At 34.3% G+C, this 17515-nt stretch carries 15 protein-coding genes; 5 read left to right on the top strand and 10 right to left on the bottom strand.

What is annotated here, in order from left to right; translation table 11 throughout:
* Positions 1–54 precede the first annotated feature (54 nt).
* Complete coding sequence (locus tag MPR_RS04520) at positions 55–930, bottom strand: PPK2 family polyphosphate kinase (protein WP_041889642.1); 876 nt, start codon at positions 928–930, stop codon at positions 55–57.
* A gap of 70 nt (positions 931–1000) precedes the next feature.
* On the opposite strand from MPR_RS04520, the gene MPR_RS04515 reads away from it, so the two are divergent.
* Both MPR_RS04515 and MPR_RS04510 read left to right on the top strand, forming a co-directional pair.
* Positions 1001–1840 carry a DUF6929 family protein gene (locus tag MPR_RS04515; protein WP_041889639.1) on the top strand — a complete coding sequence of 280 codons (840 nt, stop codon included), beginning with the start codon at positions 1001–1003 and terminating at the stop codon, positions 1838–1840.
* Positions 1841–2044: 204 nt separating this feature from the next.
* Entirely contained in the window at positions 2045–2626 is a 582-nt protein-coding gene (locus MPR_RS04510) for a hypothetical protein (RefSeq protein WP_139177114.1), read from the top strand.
* Positions 2627–2685: 59 nt separating this feature from the next.
* Here MPR_RS04510 and MPR_RS04505 read toward each other — a convergent pair whose 3' ends face one another.
* From MPR_RS04505 to nhaA, 6 genes are all read right to left on the bottom strand, one after another.
* Positions 2686–3885 (bottom strand): ABC transporter permease, encoded by a 1200-nt coding sequence (locus MPR_RS04505; protein ID WP_041889633.1) that lies wholly within the window; start codon positions 3883–3885, stop codon positions 2686–2688.
* Positions 3878–4999, bottom strand: coding sequence for an ABC transporter permease (locus MPR_RS04500; RefSeq protein WP_235280532.1), 1122 nt, complete (start codon positions 4997–4999; stop codon positions 3878–3880). The genes MPR_RS04505 and MPR_RS04500 overlap by 8 nt, the downstream gene beginning before the upstream one ends.
* A gap of 56 nt (positions 5000–5055) precedes the next feature.
* On the bottom strand, positions 5056–6042 hold the full coding sequence (locus MPR_RS04495; RefSeq protein WP_041889627.1) for an HlyD family secretion protein: 987 nt from the start codon (positions 6040–6042) through the stop codon (positions 5056–5058).
* A gap of 15 nt (positions 6043–6057) precedes the next feature.
* Positions 6058–7446, bottom strand: coding sequence for a TolC family protein (locus tag MPR_RS04490; RefSeq protein WP_235280529.1), 1389 nt, complete (start codon positions 7444–7446; stop codon positions 6058–6060).
* A 379-nt stretch (positions 7447–7825) separates the two neighbouring features.
* Entirely contained in the window at positions 7826–9457 is a 1632-nt protein-coding gene (locus MPR_RS04485; RefSeq protein WP_041889619.1) for an ABC-F family ATP-binding cassette domain-containing protein, read from the bottom strand.
* A 133-nt stretch (positions 9458–9590) separates the two neighbouring features.
* Positions 9591–10946 (bottom strand): Na+/H+ antiporter NhaA, encoded by a 1356-nt coding sequence (nhaA, locus tag MPR_RS04480; RefSeq protein WP_041889616.1) that lies wholly within the window; start codon positions 10944–10946, stop codon positions 9591–9593.
* Between the two features lie 822 nt (positions 10947–11768).
* Between nhaA and lipA the strand changes: the two genes are divergently transcribed.
* Together lipA and gap are read left to right on the top strand one after the other, a co-directional pair.
* Positions 11769–12641 carry a lipoyl synthase gene (lipA, locus tag MPR_RS04475; protein ID WP_041889613.1) on the top strand — a complete coding sequence of 291 codons (873 nt, stop codon included), beginning with the start codon at positions 11769–11771 and terminating at the stop codon, positions 12639–12641.
* Positions 12642–12686: 45 nt separating this feature from the next.
* Positions 12687–13694: a type I glyceraldehyde-3-phosphate dehydrogenase gene (gap, locus tag MPR_RS04470; protein ID WP_041889610.1), complete on the top strand. Its 1008-nt coding sequence runs from the start codon at positions 12687–12689 to the stop codon at positions 13692–13694.
* A 75-nt stretch (positions 13695–13769) separates the two neighbouring features.
* On the opposite strand, the gene yajC is transcribed toward gap, so the two are convergent.
* Genes yajC through nusB form a run of 3 tightly spaced genes read right to left on the bottom strand, consistent with a single transcriptional unit; the run spans position 13770 to position 15481 of the window.
* Positions 13770–14045, bottom strand: coding sequence for a preprotein translocase subunit YajC (gene yajC, locus MPR_RS04465; RefSeq protein ID WP_006256993.1), 276 nt, complete (start codon positions 14043–14045; stop codon positions 13770–13772).
* 20 nt (positions 14046–14065) lie between these two features.
* Positions 14066–14515: a DUF1573 domain-containing protein gene (locus tag MPR_RS04460; protein ID WP_041889607.1), complete on the bottom strand. Its 450-nt coding sequence runs from the start codon at positions 14513–14515 to the stop codon at positions 14066–14068.
* A 24-nt stretch (positions 14516–14539) separates the two neighbouring features.
* Positions 14540–15481, bottom strand: coding sequence for a transcription antitermination factor NusB (gene nusB, locus MPR_RS04455; protein WP_041889604.1), 942 nt, complete (start codon positions 15479–15481; stop codon positions 14540–14542).
* A 251-nt stretch (positions 15482–15732) separates the two neighbouring features.
* Here nusB and MPR_RS04450 point away from each other — a divergent pair, with 251 nt between their 5' ends.
* A complete protein-coding gene (locus MPR_RS04450; protein ID WP_041889601.1) occupies positions 15733–17484 on the top strand; it encodes an ABC transporter ATP-binding protein in 1752 nt (583 codons plus the stop codon).
* Positions 17485–17515: the final 31 nt, after the last annotated feature.

Here is a 17515-nt window from a genome sequence, read left to right as displayed (position 1 = left end):
TTATATGATTATTATAAACCAATCTATAGTAAGTGGGGAATCTATAAACTTTATTTACTCTTCATTTTTTAATTTCTCAATATACATATCCAGATCCTTTTGAATCTCAGGGTCTAGTTTAGGTAATTTGATATCGTCATATTTATTAAATACTTCTTCTAATATCTTAGCAAACACATAACGACAATAAGCCTTATCATCAGCAGGTAATACATACCATGGGCATTCTGCTGTAGATGTCCTATTAATAGCCTCTTCATAATACTTTTGATAGTCATCCCAATACTCTCTTTCTTTAATATCACTAGGCTCAAACTTCCAATTGTGTTTTTCTTTTTCTAATCGACGTAATATTCTTTTCTTCTGCTCCTTCTTACTTAAGTGCAAAAAGAACTTCAAGACTATTACTCCATTATTACTAATATGTTTCTCAAAGTTATTTATCTCTTCATAACGTTTGTCCCAAAACTCTTCTGTTATATCTTCTGCTTTATTAATACCGGGTATTCTTTCATTTAAAACTACTTGTGGGTGAACTCTAGAAATCAATACATTCTCATAATGACTACGATTAAACACAGTAAACTTCCCTCTCTCAGGCAAGGTCACATAATGCCTCCATATATAATCATGCTCTAATTCATAAGACGTAGGTTTCTTAAAACTTTGTACCACTACCCCTCTAGCGTTAAAAGCTTTAAAAACTTCTCTAATCAAACTGTCTTTTCCAGCAGTATCCATTCCTTGTATACAGATTAATACGCTATAACGATTATGAGCATACATCACATCCTGAAACTTACCTAAGTTACGACTCAGTTTTTCTACTTTTCGAAATGCCTTCGTCATTGATAAATTCAAATCAGGTACAGTTGATAATTTTTCTAATTCAACTTTGTTGTCTATTCTATATTTTTCTTCTATATTCATTCTCAGAAATTTTTAAGCTTAAATTACTATTTTATTTTAATTTACTCAGCTTTTATATAATATTTATTCCATGAAACAAATTGCACTTGAACTACTTTTTCAGATATTAGGCATTGGAGCTGCATCTGGCTTAGTGTATAATGACAACCAACTCCATATCATTTCTGACAACTCCACTTACTTCTATCACTATAGTTTAGAGAATAATCATCTTTATAAAACGTCTTTATCAAGTGACAATCTAAGTCAAGAGAATATAGAGAAAGCTATTAAACCTGATTATGAAGCAATCACTACAGATGGGTTAAACTACTATATTTTTGGTTCTGGCTCTAAACCGAATAGAATAAACTTAGTAGAAGTAAACGGACTGACGCACGAAGTCCTTTCAGAAAACGAACTAGACATACTATATGATTCTATGAAGAGTTTTGCTAATCTAAGTGAAGCGGACTTTAATATAGAAGGTGTAATTTTTGACAACGATCTATGGTATTTCTTTAATCGAGGAAATGGACCTAAAGGTGCTAATGGAGTATTCGTAGTAAAGGGTAACAATATTCTAAATGATTTTCAAATCACTTATACGCCTATCAAATTACCAAAACTTAATAAAGTACAGACTAGCTTTACAGACGCTATTAAAGTAGAAGACAAGATATACTTCTTAGCTGCTGCAGAAGATGGTCAATCAACCTATGCTGATGGAGAAATAAAAGGAACTATACTAGGACGTATAGATACCAAAAAATTAAAAGTAGAAAAGACACTAACCATAAGTAACACACATAAATTCGAAGGATTAACTTTATATAGTCAAGAAGGAAAAAACTTAGAATTCTTACTATGTGAGGACCCTGATAATGACAAGAACGAATCAGGAATATACAAATTAAATATAAAAAACTAATTAAAACCACATTAAAACAAACAACACCACACAATAACATAGCAATTTAGTTAATTTTAACACTTTAAATTAATTAAAATTATATTACTATGAATCCTATAATAATTGTTGTTATAGTCCTTGTTTTTGGAGGTAGTTATTTCTATGCTTTTATGTTACATAAAAGGGGGTAAAAACTCCATAAAAGAATACGAAAGCCCGAATATGGTTGCTAAGAGTGAAGAATTTCAAGAAGAGTTACTTCAACGTATTTACAGCCCACTAGTAAAACGTTTTCCACATGAGAAAATTGATGCTTTTACTGAATGTGCTTACATCACTAATTTAACGTCTAAGACTAAAAGCACCTTATTTACTGGGTTAAAAGTGTTAGGCTGGGGATTAATAGGTGTGAGAGCACGTTATACACAAGCAGCCAATGCAGCTTATTTAGTATTAGTAGGTGAAGACATTCACTACATCCTTTTTATAGAAGGTGAGCAGTCTGACTTTTTTACGATAACTAGTAGTCAACTAAAAAGAGCTAAAATCACTCCACTAAGCAATGTAGATAAAACAACTAGAATGTTGGCTACTACAGGAAATAAAGTAAGTAATAAACTAGTATTTGAAAAAGATGGTAAAAACATTGAAATTATATTCTTTGATAGAGTAACTAATGGTACTCAAGGAATCCCTCTTTCTGATTCTTCTTCATCTATTACAGATATTTTAGGTAAAGGTAGAGTGATGGGAATACGATTTAAAGAACGTTTACTTAATCAACATCCTAATCTAAAACATTAAATTATAACAAAAAAGCAGAAGTAAATACTTCTGCTTTTTTAATTTTATTAGCTCTAAAGCTATATTGAATTAGTTGTTTTCGTTTGTCTTAACCTTCTGTTGGTCCAGACTGCAAAGATAAAATAAAAAATACAAATACCCCACATTTTAATAAAGACATCGCTAATTTCTGTCAGTGATGCTCCGAACTGTGTAAGAGATATAAATCCTTTTACTCCTAACGTACTTGGTACCAATACAGAAACACCTTTTATCCAAGCTGGAAAGGCTATTGTAGGCCATGAAGTACCACTAAGCATTAGAGCTGGAATAGAGAATACCGTAACACTCATAATCGCCTCTTCTCTTCTTTTAAAGAAGTTGACTAAAGTCATTCCCATAAAGGTAATAGACAAGATAACAGGAATCAAAAAGACCATAATCTCAAATATATTTCCTCGTTGGGGCAAATTATAAACATGCATGATAATAAGCAATCCTACTAAAAGTAATATCATTGAAATAATCAAATAAGTCAAGGCTCTTCCTAAAGTTAAAAAAACATTGCTAAAACGTCTTTTTTCAGCATAAGAGAAGACCTGAGCAAACATCCCATTCTGACGAAGTGTTCCTCCCATAATCCCCATACCTGTTAATTGTAATGTTTGTAACGCAATGATAAACACTACTGGGATAACGAATGTAGCATATCCTACATTAATATTATAAAGAGGTACAGCTGTGACATTAAATGGACGTCTAGTAGCAATAGCCTGATCCATTGGCGTACTTTTAGCCATTGCCTTGTTCACTTCTACTTGCGCATTGAACGTTCCCATAGAGACCATCACAGCTCCTATAGTTTGCTTATAATAGAGCATATAAGACGCATCTGCATATACAGAGATAGATGGTACTTCTCCCTTTTGCATATCACGAGTAAAATCCTTTGGTATCATAATAATACCTCTAATTTCACCTTTATCATATACTTCCTTAGCCGCATCAAAATCACTTGTATGATACACTACCTTTAACTGATGTGTAGCATCTATCATTCTACTAACCTGTTGCCCTAACTTAGCCTGATCGTGATCTACAATTGCTACAGGTAAGTCATCAAAGTTCTCATGTGAATAAACATAAGAGTAGAAAAATCCTACTAACATAAAAGATAGCATATAGGACATCACTACAGCCGAATCCGAAAAGATTAGTTTAAACTCTCGTTTACACGCTTCTGTAATTAAAGCGAAGTTAGCTATTAGACCTTTAAACATCGTATCCTCCTTTCTTCAATTTTTTATAGTACAATGGGATACACAACAATCCTACACATACAAATATCGCAAGTGTAATGATGTAATTCTGTTGTGTATTATTATATTGAAATCCTTTAATAGCATAATCAACTGTAAAACGCATATAAGAGTGGAATGGAAAAATATAATTAAACCCTCTTATGAATGCGCTCATCCCTTCTGGTGGGAATGTATATCCAGCAAAAGAAAAGGCTAGAGCTGCATAAGATCCTCCTATAGTCAATGCTGTTCTAAGGCTAGACATAATAGAAGCCATAAAGAAGGCCATACTCTGACATACCACTACGAAAGAACAGAAGAATAAATTAATAACGAAGAAGTTTCCTTTAAAAGGAACTCCGATTCGGTAATAAAGTAAACTATTCATCATGAACCCCATTAAACAGAACAATAATGTATAGGGTAATATTCTACTTATCACCGCTACGAATACCTTATCATTACTCTGTTCTAATAATTCTTTTCCTTTATTATATCTCAACACAGATCCAAAAACATAGATAGAGATGACCATAATAATAATCTGAAATGACATCGGCATAAAAGCAAGTGTCAGATAGTATCCATAACTTGTATAAGGATTGTACAGTACATGACTATTCGTCCCTGTAGGAACTACAGTAGCTACAGCCTGTTCTGACATCAGTCCACTCTGTTGTAAACTTATAATCTTTGCCCCAGCTGCTAGATTACCGGCTACCATCTGGAAGTCTCTTTGTATTAGTCCTGCAGGCAATAGATATTGCCCATTATAGTAACACACTACATTAGTATAAACGCCTTTCTGAGCATTCTTCTGAAAATCCTTTGGTATAATAATTAGAGCAAAAGAATCTCCTCTTCTAATCGTCTGCTGACCTTCTAGCGCATCACTTACCTCATAAGCAATGTCCATACTAGCTGTAGCATCAATCATACGCCCTAACTGACGAGACAATTTACTTTTATCTAAATCTAATAAAGTAACTGGGAGATCTCGTGAAATCCCTTGACTCAGCAGTGACGAATAAAAATAGAATAACATCACAGGTACACCTATCATCAAGACAAGCAACCGCGGTGATGTAAACATCCTTTTACACTCACTAATAAATATAGATAAAAAACCTGTTTTAGTCATTACATCTTCTATTTCAAACTACTTTCTAATACTAAAGCACTCATACCTGGTCTAAGACCTTCTACCTTCTTAGTTGGGTAAGCTTTAATTAAGAATGTTTTCATATCAAAATCACCTTTTGTTTTCGTAGCAGTCCAAGTAGCATAATCCCCTTGAGCAGCGATATACTGTACTTCTAGTTCTACCATCTCATCCCCTAGAGCAGGGAATTTAGCAGTAAACTTGCTTCCCATCTTAAACTTAGGCATTAGGTTCTCTTTGATATTGAAATATACCCATACATCTGACAAATCTACTAGATTAACCACTGGGTAACCAGAATTCACTATCTCACCTTTATTAGGCATGATAGTCAATACTTCTCCTTGTTGTGGAGCTTTTACATCACCTTCTCCTTTCAGAGACAACACTTCATTTACAGCACCTTGTGCCTGTCCTACCATAGCTAATGCTGCAGCTTTATCCTCTACACGAGCTCCTTTTTGTACCATTTGATACTTAGCATAAGCCGCTTTCTCTACTTCTTGTGAAGCCTTAAACTGTGTATATGCCTCATCTCTTTTTTGAGCTGGTACTACTTTCTCTTTATATAAATTCTCTACACGATTATAAGTCTTCTCTGCTAACTCTGCTCCAGCTTTTGCTTGTTGCCACATATTATAAGTCGCAGAGACTTCTTCACCTCTTGCTCCTTTATTTGCTTTAGCATCCATAGCTTGTGCAGCCTGTTTAGCTGATTCTGCCTGTAGTAGTTTAGCATCTATCTCAGGAGTGCTTATTTTTAATAATAACTCCCCAGCTTTAACTTGTTGTCCCTCCTTTACTAAAATATCTTCTACACGTCCAGGTATCTTAGAAGCCACATTAATCTGTGTAGCATCTACCTGTCCTTGAATATAGGATTCTGATGGTGCACTCATATACCATAGTGATATAATTAAAATTAAAAGCACTATAACGATAGCAACCATTGCACTTACAACTTTATTTTTCATCTTTTAAAGCTTATATTATTTTGTGTATTGTAAAAAATCATGACTTAATCCTGCTACTTCGAAAAGGGATGCCACCCCTATAGCATAATTATAATTGGCTTGTAGTTTCATTAGTCTTACACCAGACAGATTCATCTCAGCATCCACTACCTCTGTTGATGTTGCAAAACCTTCTGAGAATGCTTTAGTTCTAACACGTAGATACTCCACTGCTAATTTCTCTTGTACATTAAGATTCTTAATCTGATCTTCCTGTTTTTGAATATCTTGATACAGCTTAGCTACTAGCATCTTCACATCACTCTTCGCTTTTGTTTCGAATAATTCTACGCTTTCTCTAGTTGCTTTAGCAGCTTTAATCTCATTCTTGTTTTTAAATCCTTCGAATAACGTATAACTAACACCTATCCCTACTACCCACGGCTTACTATCTTTCTCTCCTATTAAGATAGGGTTATTATGTGCTAATATTGTTTGTCCGAATCCAAATACTGTTGGATAATTAGCAGATTGCTTTACTTTAACCCCTTGATCAGCTAGCTCTTTTTGCAATACTAATTTTTGTAGTTCTGGATAATTTTCTACAGCAGAACCCTGAAAGAAATCAACGTTCTCTAACTGAGGTATCGAAAAGAAATCACTGTCTAACGTAGCTGTTACTTCATCTACTTCTAATGTATTTGCTAAGGCTAACCTTGCTAATTTAGCATCTTTTAGCGCTCCATCTAGCTGTCTATTAGCTTCTGATACCGCCACATCAGCACTCATCTTTTCTACAGCTGCTATCATACCGTGTTCCTCTAGCTTAGTCGCATCGTGTAGATGTTTATTCATCCCCTCTAAGACTGTTCTTCTTACAGCCACAGCTTCTTCAGCTAACTTCACAGAATAATAGCGCTGTGCTAATTCAGTGATTAACTTATTCTTCGTTTTTTCTAACTCTTTCTCTCCTATTTTACTCTCTATCTCATGTGCCTTTATAGCAGCATTAATCTTTCCTCCTGTATAAAGAGGCCAAGTAGCCATAAACCCACCGAAGACCATATCTTTTTTATTAAATGACTTAGACCAATTACCTAAGACATCTGGATTAGGTAAATGAATGAAATCTCCTATTCCATTCTTTAACCCATTTAGATCTACTCCTAACGATTTGCTAAGATATAGTCCTCCTCCGAAAGCACGCACAGAAGGATAGCGTAGCCCCTTAGTAGCTTGCCATTTATAATGGTGTACTTCTTCCTGTTTCTCTACTGCCTTAATAAGACTATTATCTTGATACATCTTATTATACGCATCTGTAAATGACAGACTCTCCTGTGCATACACAGAACTAGACATACCTATAAAGAATAATATTCCTCCTACTACAGAGAAATAATCCCTTAAATCTAATCGCTTCATGAACATACTTTCTATTTATATATTGCAAATATAGAGACTATACTCCTAATATTATATTTTACGTAAAATTACCTATAAATTTAAACTTTTTTAATACAATTAAAAATGATTAAACGCTCTTTTTAGCAATAAGCAGTACACAATATAGCTGTGTTGTTTATCGAGTAAAACATATACACTAGAGACAGTCTACAAGACATTAAACTCATCACTATAATACTCAATCCGTTACCTATATTTAACTCTACTTATCTACTTAGAATACAACTATTCTATAAAAATAATAAAACTCAAAATATGTGCCACTTTACCAGTATTCAAAAACTAAACTTTAGAGTATAAAAAAAGAGCAATCCTTACTGATTGCTCTTTTGCTATTTTATTTTTCTATTTCTCTAAGATTTTCCATCTTCTTCATTTCTAAGAATCCTTTGATATCTTCAAAATGTTCTAATACTCTCTTATTTCCAAACTCAAATACCTTCTCTGCAAGACCATCTAAAAAGTCACGGTCGTGTGATACTAGGATCACAGTCCCTTCGAACTCTTTTAAAGCAGCCTTAATGATATCCTTAGTCTTCATATCTAAGTGGTTAGTAGGCTCATCCAGAATCAATACGTTATAAGGTTCTAATAATAGTTTTACCATTGCTAGACGTGTCTTCTCTCCTCCAGATAATACTTTTACTTTCTTATGAATATCATCACCTGAGAACATAAATGCTCCTAAGATATTTTTGATCTGTGTTCTGATATCTCCTTCTGCTATTCTATCTACTGTCTCGAAGATAGTCAAATCCTCATCTAATAAAGAAGCCTGGTTCTGTGCGAAGTAACCGATCTGTACATTATGTCCTATCTCTAAGCTTCCTTCGAACTCTATTTCTTTCATAATAGCTTTGATCATAGTAGACTTACCTTCCCCGTTCTTTCCTACGAAAGATACTTTCTGTCCACGCTCTACTACTATACTCGCATTTTTAAATACAACATGATCTCCATACGATTTAGATAATTCGTTCACTACTACTGGATATTGACCAGAACGTGCTGCAGGAGGAAACTTCAGTCTAAGAGCAGAGTTATCTACTTCATCTACCTCTATGATTTCTAGTTTCTCTAGCATCTTCACACGAGACTGCACCTGTAATGTCTTAGAATACGTCCCTTTAAAGCGCTCAATAAATTCTGTAGTTTCTGCAATCATCTTTTGTTGCTCCTCATACGCTTTTAGCTGATGAGCACGTCTATCTTGACGCAATACTAAATAGTCAGAATACTTCGCTTTATAATCATAGATTTTACCCATCGTTACTTCGATTGTACGATTGGTAATATTATCTACGAAAGCACGGTCGTGAGAAATAACCATTACCGCTTTAGCTTGATTGATTAAGAAATCTTCTAACCACTGAATACTCTCAATATCCATGTGGTTCGTAGGCTCATCTAGTAAAATCAAATCTGGTTTTTGTAACAAGATTTTTGCTAACTCGATACGCATTCTCCATCCTCCACTAAACTCAGAAGTAGGTCTTGTAAAATCCTCTCTCGTAAAACCTAATCCTTTTAATATCTTTTCTACCTCTGCTTCATAGTTCACTTCTTCAATAGAGTAGAACTTCTCACTTAACTCAGATACACGCTCGATCAACTTCATATAAGCATCACTCTCATAGTCTGTACGAACAGTCAACTCTTCATTAAGCTCATCGATTTCTTTTTTCATAGAGAATATACTCGCATACGCCTTAGAAGCTTCTTCCATTACAGTACAGTTATCTTCTGTCAATAAGTGCTGTGGAAGATAGGCTATAACAGCTTCTCTAGGTGCTGATATATTCCCAGTTGAAGGTTTATTCACACCTGCTACTATCTTTAATAAAGTAGATTTTCCTGCTCCATTTTTTCCCATAAGAGCAATCTTGTCGTTTTCATTAATTGAAAAATTGACACCACTAAATAAAGTAGTACCACCAAACTGAACTGAAATATCGTTAACTGTAATCATGTAACTCTGTATATCTGTTTTTGAATTAAGTTGCAAATATAGTATTTGTTAAGTACCATCTACTACATTTTAATTAATAAAAAAGCTCTGTAAAAATTAATTTACAGAGCCTTATATTTTTATAGTATCATCACTAGACTTCTTCTTGAACTCCCGTTTTCTTACCACACATAAATAGCAATACATATCCTATGATACCTCCAAGACCTGAAGCAATTAGAATACCTAATTTTGCTTGATCTGGGAACTCTGGATGTATATTAATATCAAATGCTAACTCAGTAACGAATAACGACATCGTGAATCCAATAGCTGCTAAGAATCCTAATCCTAATAGGTTAAGATAAGTCATTCCCTTAGGCATGGCTACCACTTTAAGTTTGATTAATAACGCTGTTAGTCCAGATACTCCTAACACTTTTCCAACTAATAAACCAAATGCAACACCAAGTGTTACCGCACTTAATCCTCCATCTCCTAAGCTAATCGGAATAGCGGCATTAGCTAATGCAAACACTGGCATCACAAAGAATGCCACGAAATTATGCATACTGTGCTCTAAACGAATAGAAGCTGGTAACGCGTCCGTAGCTAAATCTTTAATATCGTGCACACATTCCATCTGATCTCCTGTAAGGTTAGGAATCTTATCGTCTGGATCTATTTTGCTGAAACGGTCTCTTAATTTATTTAATTTTGCAACGAAGTATGACTCGTGTACTCTCGCTGTACTCGGAATAGCGAATGCCGCTAATACTGCTGCGATAGTAGCGTGTACTCCTGATAATAAGAAGCATAACCACACTCCACCGATACCGATGATCGCGTAGTATATCGTGTTTCTAATTCCCACTAGATTACTGATTACTAATAATCCGAAGAACCCTAATCCCATACCTAGATTAGCTAGAGATAAGTCACTTGTATAGAACATAGCGATAACTAATACCGCTCCTAAGTCATCCGCAATCGCTAAAGCTGTCAAAAACACTTTTAACGAAGTAGGTACTTTATCACCTAATAAATATAATACTCCTAATGCAAAGGCAATATCTGTAGCCATCGGGATTCCCCAACCATGCGCAGAATCTGTTCCACCATTAAATACAGTATATACTAGAGCTGGTACAGCCATACCACCGATAGCAGCGATAATAGGTAACATCGCCTTCTTAGGAGATGATAATTCTCCAGTAGTTAACTCACGTTTTAATTCTAAACCAACCACAAAGAAGAAAATAGCCATCAGACCATCATTCACCCAATGTTTTAAAGAGTGGTTTAAAGTCATATCATTTAATGAAAACCCAATATGGTTATCATCCCAAAAACTCATGTAAGCATCTGCCCATTGTGAATTTGCCATAAAAATAGCAAATACAGCAGCTAAAAATAATACTACCCCACCAGATGTAGATTTGCTCATGAATCTACTCATGGGTTTTGCAATCCACTTGTCTGCAGGTGTCTCTCTAATTTGATCTTCCATTATGTTGTAAAATAAATAATAGCGAATATATATTTTCTCCGCATTTTACACAAATTTCTACTGTGTTTTTTACAAATAACTAAATTTACATCAGCAATAAACTTTTTATTTTAAATAATTCACATTTAATAATTAAATAGAACTGTTCCTTAAACTCCTTGCTCTTAATACAAAAAAACATTACTTTTTTTATCAATCTAAAAAATATCTCCTAACCTTTTCGTAGACTATTTAAAAAATAAAGAAACTATACGGCTATCATATTCTAGCCTGTCTTGTTATTTTTCAATGGAATAACAGCCAAAATTATACAAACACTACTTTTATTTTTTTTGTCTTAAAGTTTGTTGTTCTGGTTAGTAAAACTACTGTTAGTACATACTCATCATCACCTTATAGTTCTCACTAGCTAATATTTCTATTTCATCTTAGTATACTAGCACATTGCTAGGGGTATTCTTGCACATTCCTTCGACAAAATGGCCTTCTAGGCAAGGAAACCCCAAGGAAACTCCTAGCAAACCCCTAGAAAGTGCAAGCCAAACGACATCAAGAACAGATTTATAGGATGAGATTCTTAGTAAGCGCAGAATAACAATAAGAGTGGATATGTAGAATGGGATTCTTCATAAGCTCTGAATAACTACTAGAGAGGATGTACAGGGTGGAATTCTTCACAGACTCAGAAAGACATTGCGAATAGAAATACGCTAGTATAAAGTCTCAGATCACGATTCTCTGACAGCGCGATAACTTTTAGCATATATTAATAATGTATAACTCTTAAGAATAAGTATATTTGTACTTTCATAAATTCAAACTATGGACACAATCTTAGACTCAAATATAGAACCTAAAGCTAAACCAAAATGGCTTCGTGTGAAACTTCCTACTGGGAAGAAGTACACTGAACTTAGAGGTTTAGTGGATAAGTATAAACTAAACACAATTTGTACCTCAGGTAGTTGCCCTAATATGGGAGAATGTTGGGGAGAAGGAACTGCTACATTCATGATATTAGGAAATATCTGTACGCGTTCTTGTGGATTCTGTGGGGTAAAAACAGGACGACCAGAAACAGTAGACTGGGATGAACCTGAGAAAGTAGCTCGCTCTATCAAATTAATGTCTATCAAACATGCTGTTATCACTAGCGTGGATAGAGATGACCTTAAAGATGGTGGGTCTATTATCTGGGCAGAAACTGTACAAGCAGTAAGAAGAATCAGCCCTGGAACTACAATGGAAACACTGATACCAGACTTCCAAGGAATAGAGAGAAATATCGATAGAATCATAGAGGTTAATCCTGAGATTGTATCTCATAATATGGAAACTGTTAGAAGACTAACTCGTGAAGTGCGTATTCAGGCTAAATATGACCGAAGCTTAGAAGTACTTAGATACCTAAAAGAAAAGGGAATCAATAGAACTAAATCAGGTATCATGTTAGGGTTAGGAGAAACAGAAGAAGAGGTAATCCAGACTATGCATGACCTTAGAGCTGTAAACCTAGATGTACTAACGATAGGTCAATACCTACAACCTAGTAAAAAGCACTTGCCTGTAAAAGAGTTTATCACTCCTGAGCAATTCGAGAAATACGAAAAGATAGGGCTAGAATTAGGATTCAGACACGTAGAAAGTGGTGCCTTAGTTCGCTCATCTTACCGAGCGCAAAAACACCTTTTATAATATAAATAAGGTCGCGTTCTCCGCGACCTTCTTCTTTTTACACTTATGAGTAAAATAAAAATAGCAATAAATGGTTTTGGTCGTATTGGCCGTAACCTTTTTAAACTCCTTTTAGATCATCCTACCATAGAGGTAGTTGCTATAAATGATCTGGCTGATACGCAGACCATGTCTCACCTACTAAAATATGATAGTATACATGGTATACTGAATAAAGAGGTAAGTTATGACAAGGACCATATCATCGTAGCAGGTAAGAAAATAGCATTCTTTAGAGAAAGTGAGATATCTGGTCTAGACTGGAAAACGTTAGATATAGACTATGTCATAGAAGCTACTGGACGTAGAAAAACCTATACCTTATTAGAACAACATATCCAGCAAGGAGCTAAACGTGTCATCTTATCTGTACCACCAGAAGACAATGTCATCAAGACTATCGTACTCGGTGTGAATCACAATATCTTGACTGGAGAAGAGCTTATCATCTCTAATGCGAGCTGTACGACTAACAATGCTGCTCCTATGGTCAAAGTAATTAAAGAATTATGTGGTATAGAACATGCTTATATCACTACTGTACACTCTTATACTACTGATCAGAGCCTACATGATCAACCTCATAAAGATCTGAGAAGAGCTAGAGGTGCTGCTCAGTCTATAGTACCTACTACTACAGGAGCTGCAAAGGCACTGACCAAAATATTTCCTGAATACGAAGGCAATATAGGTGGTGGTGGTATCCGAGTACCTGTACCAGATGGATCACTAACAGATATTACTTGTATCGTCAAAAGAAAAGTAGAAATAGAGGAAATCAATGCTGCATTCAAAAAAGCGGCAGAAGGAGAGCTAAAAGGTATCTTAGCTTATACTACAGACCCTATAGTCTCTGTAGATATCTTAGGGAATACAAACTCGTGTCTATTCGATTCTCAACTAACTTCTGTCTTAGACAAGATGGTAAAAGTAGTAGGATGGTATGACAACGAAATTGGTTATTCTTCTAGGTTAATAGACTTGATTACTTACTTCGAAAAGATTAAAAAGTAATTTTTATCGAAAAAAAAGACATAAAAAAAGCGTTATCAATATATTGATAACGCTTTTTTTATAGTGTAATGAGAATTACTTTTTCTCATTTAATTTTTGACTCATTTCCATAGAGATCGCAGAGCGCTCCATTTGTAACTTACCAGCCATCGTCTCGATAATTACTGTAGTTTCGTGTAATTCATTGATTCTACCGTGAATTCCAGACTTAGTAACAATACGATCACCTACTTTAATACTAGCTTCATAAGCTTTCTCTTGTTTCATTTTCTTTTGTTGTGGGCGAATCATTAAGAAATAGATTACCACGAACATTAAAACTATAGGTAAAAATTGTTGTAAATTTTCCATTTGGTATTATTTATAGATTATTAATTACTACGAAGACCTACGTTAGCTTTAATCGTAAGTGTCTCATTTCCTTTTTTTGTATTTGTAACCAAAGTTACTGTTTTTTGTTGTTGTCCTTCTGCCCCTGTTTGAAACTTAACAGTTAATTTAGAAGTTTCTCCTGGTTTAATAGGTGTTTTTTGATATTCGGGAACTGTACATCCACAAGATGCTGTAGCATTAATAATAACTAAATCAGCTTTTCCTGTATTCTTTAGTTCGATCTCAGTAGTTACAGATTCATTATTTGCAATATTACCGAAATCATGTACTGTTCTGTCAAAAACAATCTCTGGATACTCTCCATTAGTTTTAGAGCTCTCTACTTTAGCAGCATTCTCTCTGTCAATCAAGCTAGAAGCAGCATTATTCTCTTTACAAGAAACTACTGTAAAAGCTAACCCTAATGTTAATAATAAAATTTTTCTCATAGTTCTTTACTTAGTGTAGAAAGGTTATAGCAATCCTTTCCCGATTTTATTAAGTCTATTCTCATCGTTATACGCTTTAGAAATATTATCTAAAACTCCATTGATAAAAATACTACTTTTTGCAGTAGAATACTCTTTTGCAATCTCTAAATATTCATTAATTGTCACTTTTACTGGAATAGAGCTAAACTTCAAGAATTCACAGATAGCCATTCTCAAGACAATTGTGTCTAATTCTGCAATACGCTCAGGATCCCAGTTAGGTGTTTTATCTTCAAACTCTTTCGTTAATTCCGCAAAGTTTAAAATCGTCTTTCTATAAAGATTAATAGCAAACTCTTGGTCTTCTGAATCTTTATAAACCTTAGGTACAATGAACTGTACATCTCTTTCTTTTAACTTGCGAAGTTGTTTTTGGATCATGGTATTCACCACAGGAATATCGTCTAACCAAGTCAACTTACTGTCTTCTAAGAACTCATAGATCTTCTCATTAGGCGCGATAACTTCTGTAAAGATGTCACATACGAACTGACGATCATCTTCAAAAGTCACTTCACTCTTAGCCATATAAGCTTTAAAGAAAGTACTCTCTTTCACTTCATCCAATAACATTTGGATATAGTTATCATGTACTTGCCATGTAGTAATCTTCTTCTCCTCTATCTTATTCGATATAGAAGTAGAGCTTTCTAATAGGTCTAGAACTCTGTTCTCGATAAAACGCTTGCTTGGGTTTCGTTCTGCGGCAGTAGCTAAATGTTTTTTTTGTGCTAAGGAGATATACTCGACTTCTTTTTTTCTAATCTCTACTAAGGTTGTAATCATTAATAAGTATAGATCTTGTATATTCTCTATACTATTGATTAGAAACTTTTCTCCTGACTGAATTTGTTCAGAATTACTTTGTTGCATTGCATAAAGCGTTTGCATAACCTTTATACGAATGTGTCTTCTGTTTAACATGCTACTTAAGAACTTTAAAAAAAATAAATTATATGTTGTTTGTATAACGAGGGCAAAGGTATAAAAATATACTTTTAATCAAATCAGAAATTTAATAGAACTATATAATTTAACTTGAATTTTAATAATTTATTTAAAACTCTAAAATTTAGGATCTCTAATAATCCTTTATCTTTGCAAAGCTAGACAAGCTTTTTTTGTCTAGTTTTATCAATTATTAAAAATGCTTCTATATAGCATTTATCCCAAGTATGAGCGCATTAAGTCAATTAAATAAGTATTTCTATAAATATAAATATCGTTTCTTAATAGGTATTATTATTACCATAGTAGCACAGATATTTACATTATACACCCCTAAACTAGTCGGGGACTCTATCCGTACACTAGAACAGATGACTGTCTTCGATAAAGGAGAAGTGACCTCTATCCTACTAAATAATATTCTGTGGATACTAATCACTACCTTAATAGCAGGATTCTTAACCTTCTTAATGAGACAAACACTGATCGTGATGTCACGTCATATCGAGTTTGACTTAAAGAATGATGTCTTTAAACATTATGAGGTGTTGTCTCAGAGTTTCTATAAAAGAAATAGAACTGGAGACTTAATGAACCGCATCAGCGAAGATGTAGGTAAAGTAAGACAGTATGTAGGACCAGCAGTGATGTACTCTATCAATACATTAATCCGTTTTGCGGTAGTATTGACACAGATGTACTTAATCTCTCCACAGTTAACCCTGTATTCGTTAGTACCACTTCCTTTGCTTGGATATTTTATCTACAAATTAAGCAAACAGATTAACGAGAGAAGTTCTATCTTCCAAGCTAACTTATCTAAACTAACTACATTCTCACAAGAGATGTTCTCTGGAATAAGAGTAATCAAAGCTTATTCTATAGAACAAGAAAAGCAAAACGAGTTTAGAACACTAACACAAGAGAGTAAAGACAAATACTTAAACTTAGCGAAGTCTAGTGCTTTAATAGCCCCTCTGATGATCTTCTTAATCGGGTTGAGTAACTTAGTGGTGATTGCTGTCGGAGCCTTAATGTTCTTTAATGGTAGTATCCCTGATATCGGTATCATCGCTCAGTTTATCCTATACATTAATATGCTGACATGGCCTATTGCTTCTATTGGTTGGGTATCTTCAATGATCCAAGAAGCAGAAGCTTCTCAAAAGCGTATCAATGAATTCTTAAATGAACAACCTGAGATATACAATACAAATCCAAACCAGACTAATGTAGAAGGGAATATCACCTTTGACAATGTGTCATACACTTATGAAGACACTGGCATACAAGCTCTAAAGAATGTATCATTCACTTTAGAAAAAGGAAAAACACTTGCTATATTAGGTAAAACGGGTTCTGGTAAGTCTACTCTACTTACGCTAATCAGTAGAATGTATGATGTCACTAGCGGAAATATCTATATAGATAATACACCTATTAAGGACTGTAATCTAAAAGACCTGAGAAATAGTATCGCTGTAGTACCTCAAGATGCTTTCTTATTCTCAGATACAATCAGTAATAATATTAGATTCGGTAAAGAAGATGCTACTGAAGAAGAAATCATCGAAGTAGCTAAAAAGGCTGTTGTACACGATAATATCACTCAATTCAATGAAGGATATAACACAACACTAGGAGAAAGAGGGCTTACACTATCTGGAGGTCAGAAACAACGTGTTTCTATCGCTAGAGCGTTGATAAAAGACGCTCCTATACTAATTTTAGACGATGCATTATCTGCTGTAGATACAGAAACTGAAGAGAAAATACTACAAAATCTAGAAGAACACAGCAAAGAAATCACGACACTAATTGTCACGCACAGAGTTTCTTCTGCTAAGAATGCAGACCAAATAATCGTGCTAGACAATGGTCAAATCGTAGAACAGGGTACACACAACGAACTTATTAATACTGACGGGTACTATAGAGAGTTGTACCAAAAACAATTAAATGAAAAAGAATTGTTATAAATAGTTGGTTTATTAGGTTTTTTTTTAGACT

Origin of the sequence: Myroides profundi (genome assembly GCF_000833025.1) — a bacterium.
GTDB lineage: Bacteria > Bacteroidota > Bacteroidia > Flavobacteriales > Flavobacteriaceae > Flavobacterium > Flavobacterium profundi_A.
Note: the sequence above shows the minus strand (reverse complement) of the source record. Positions and strands in the feature narration are given on the sequence as shown.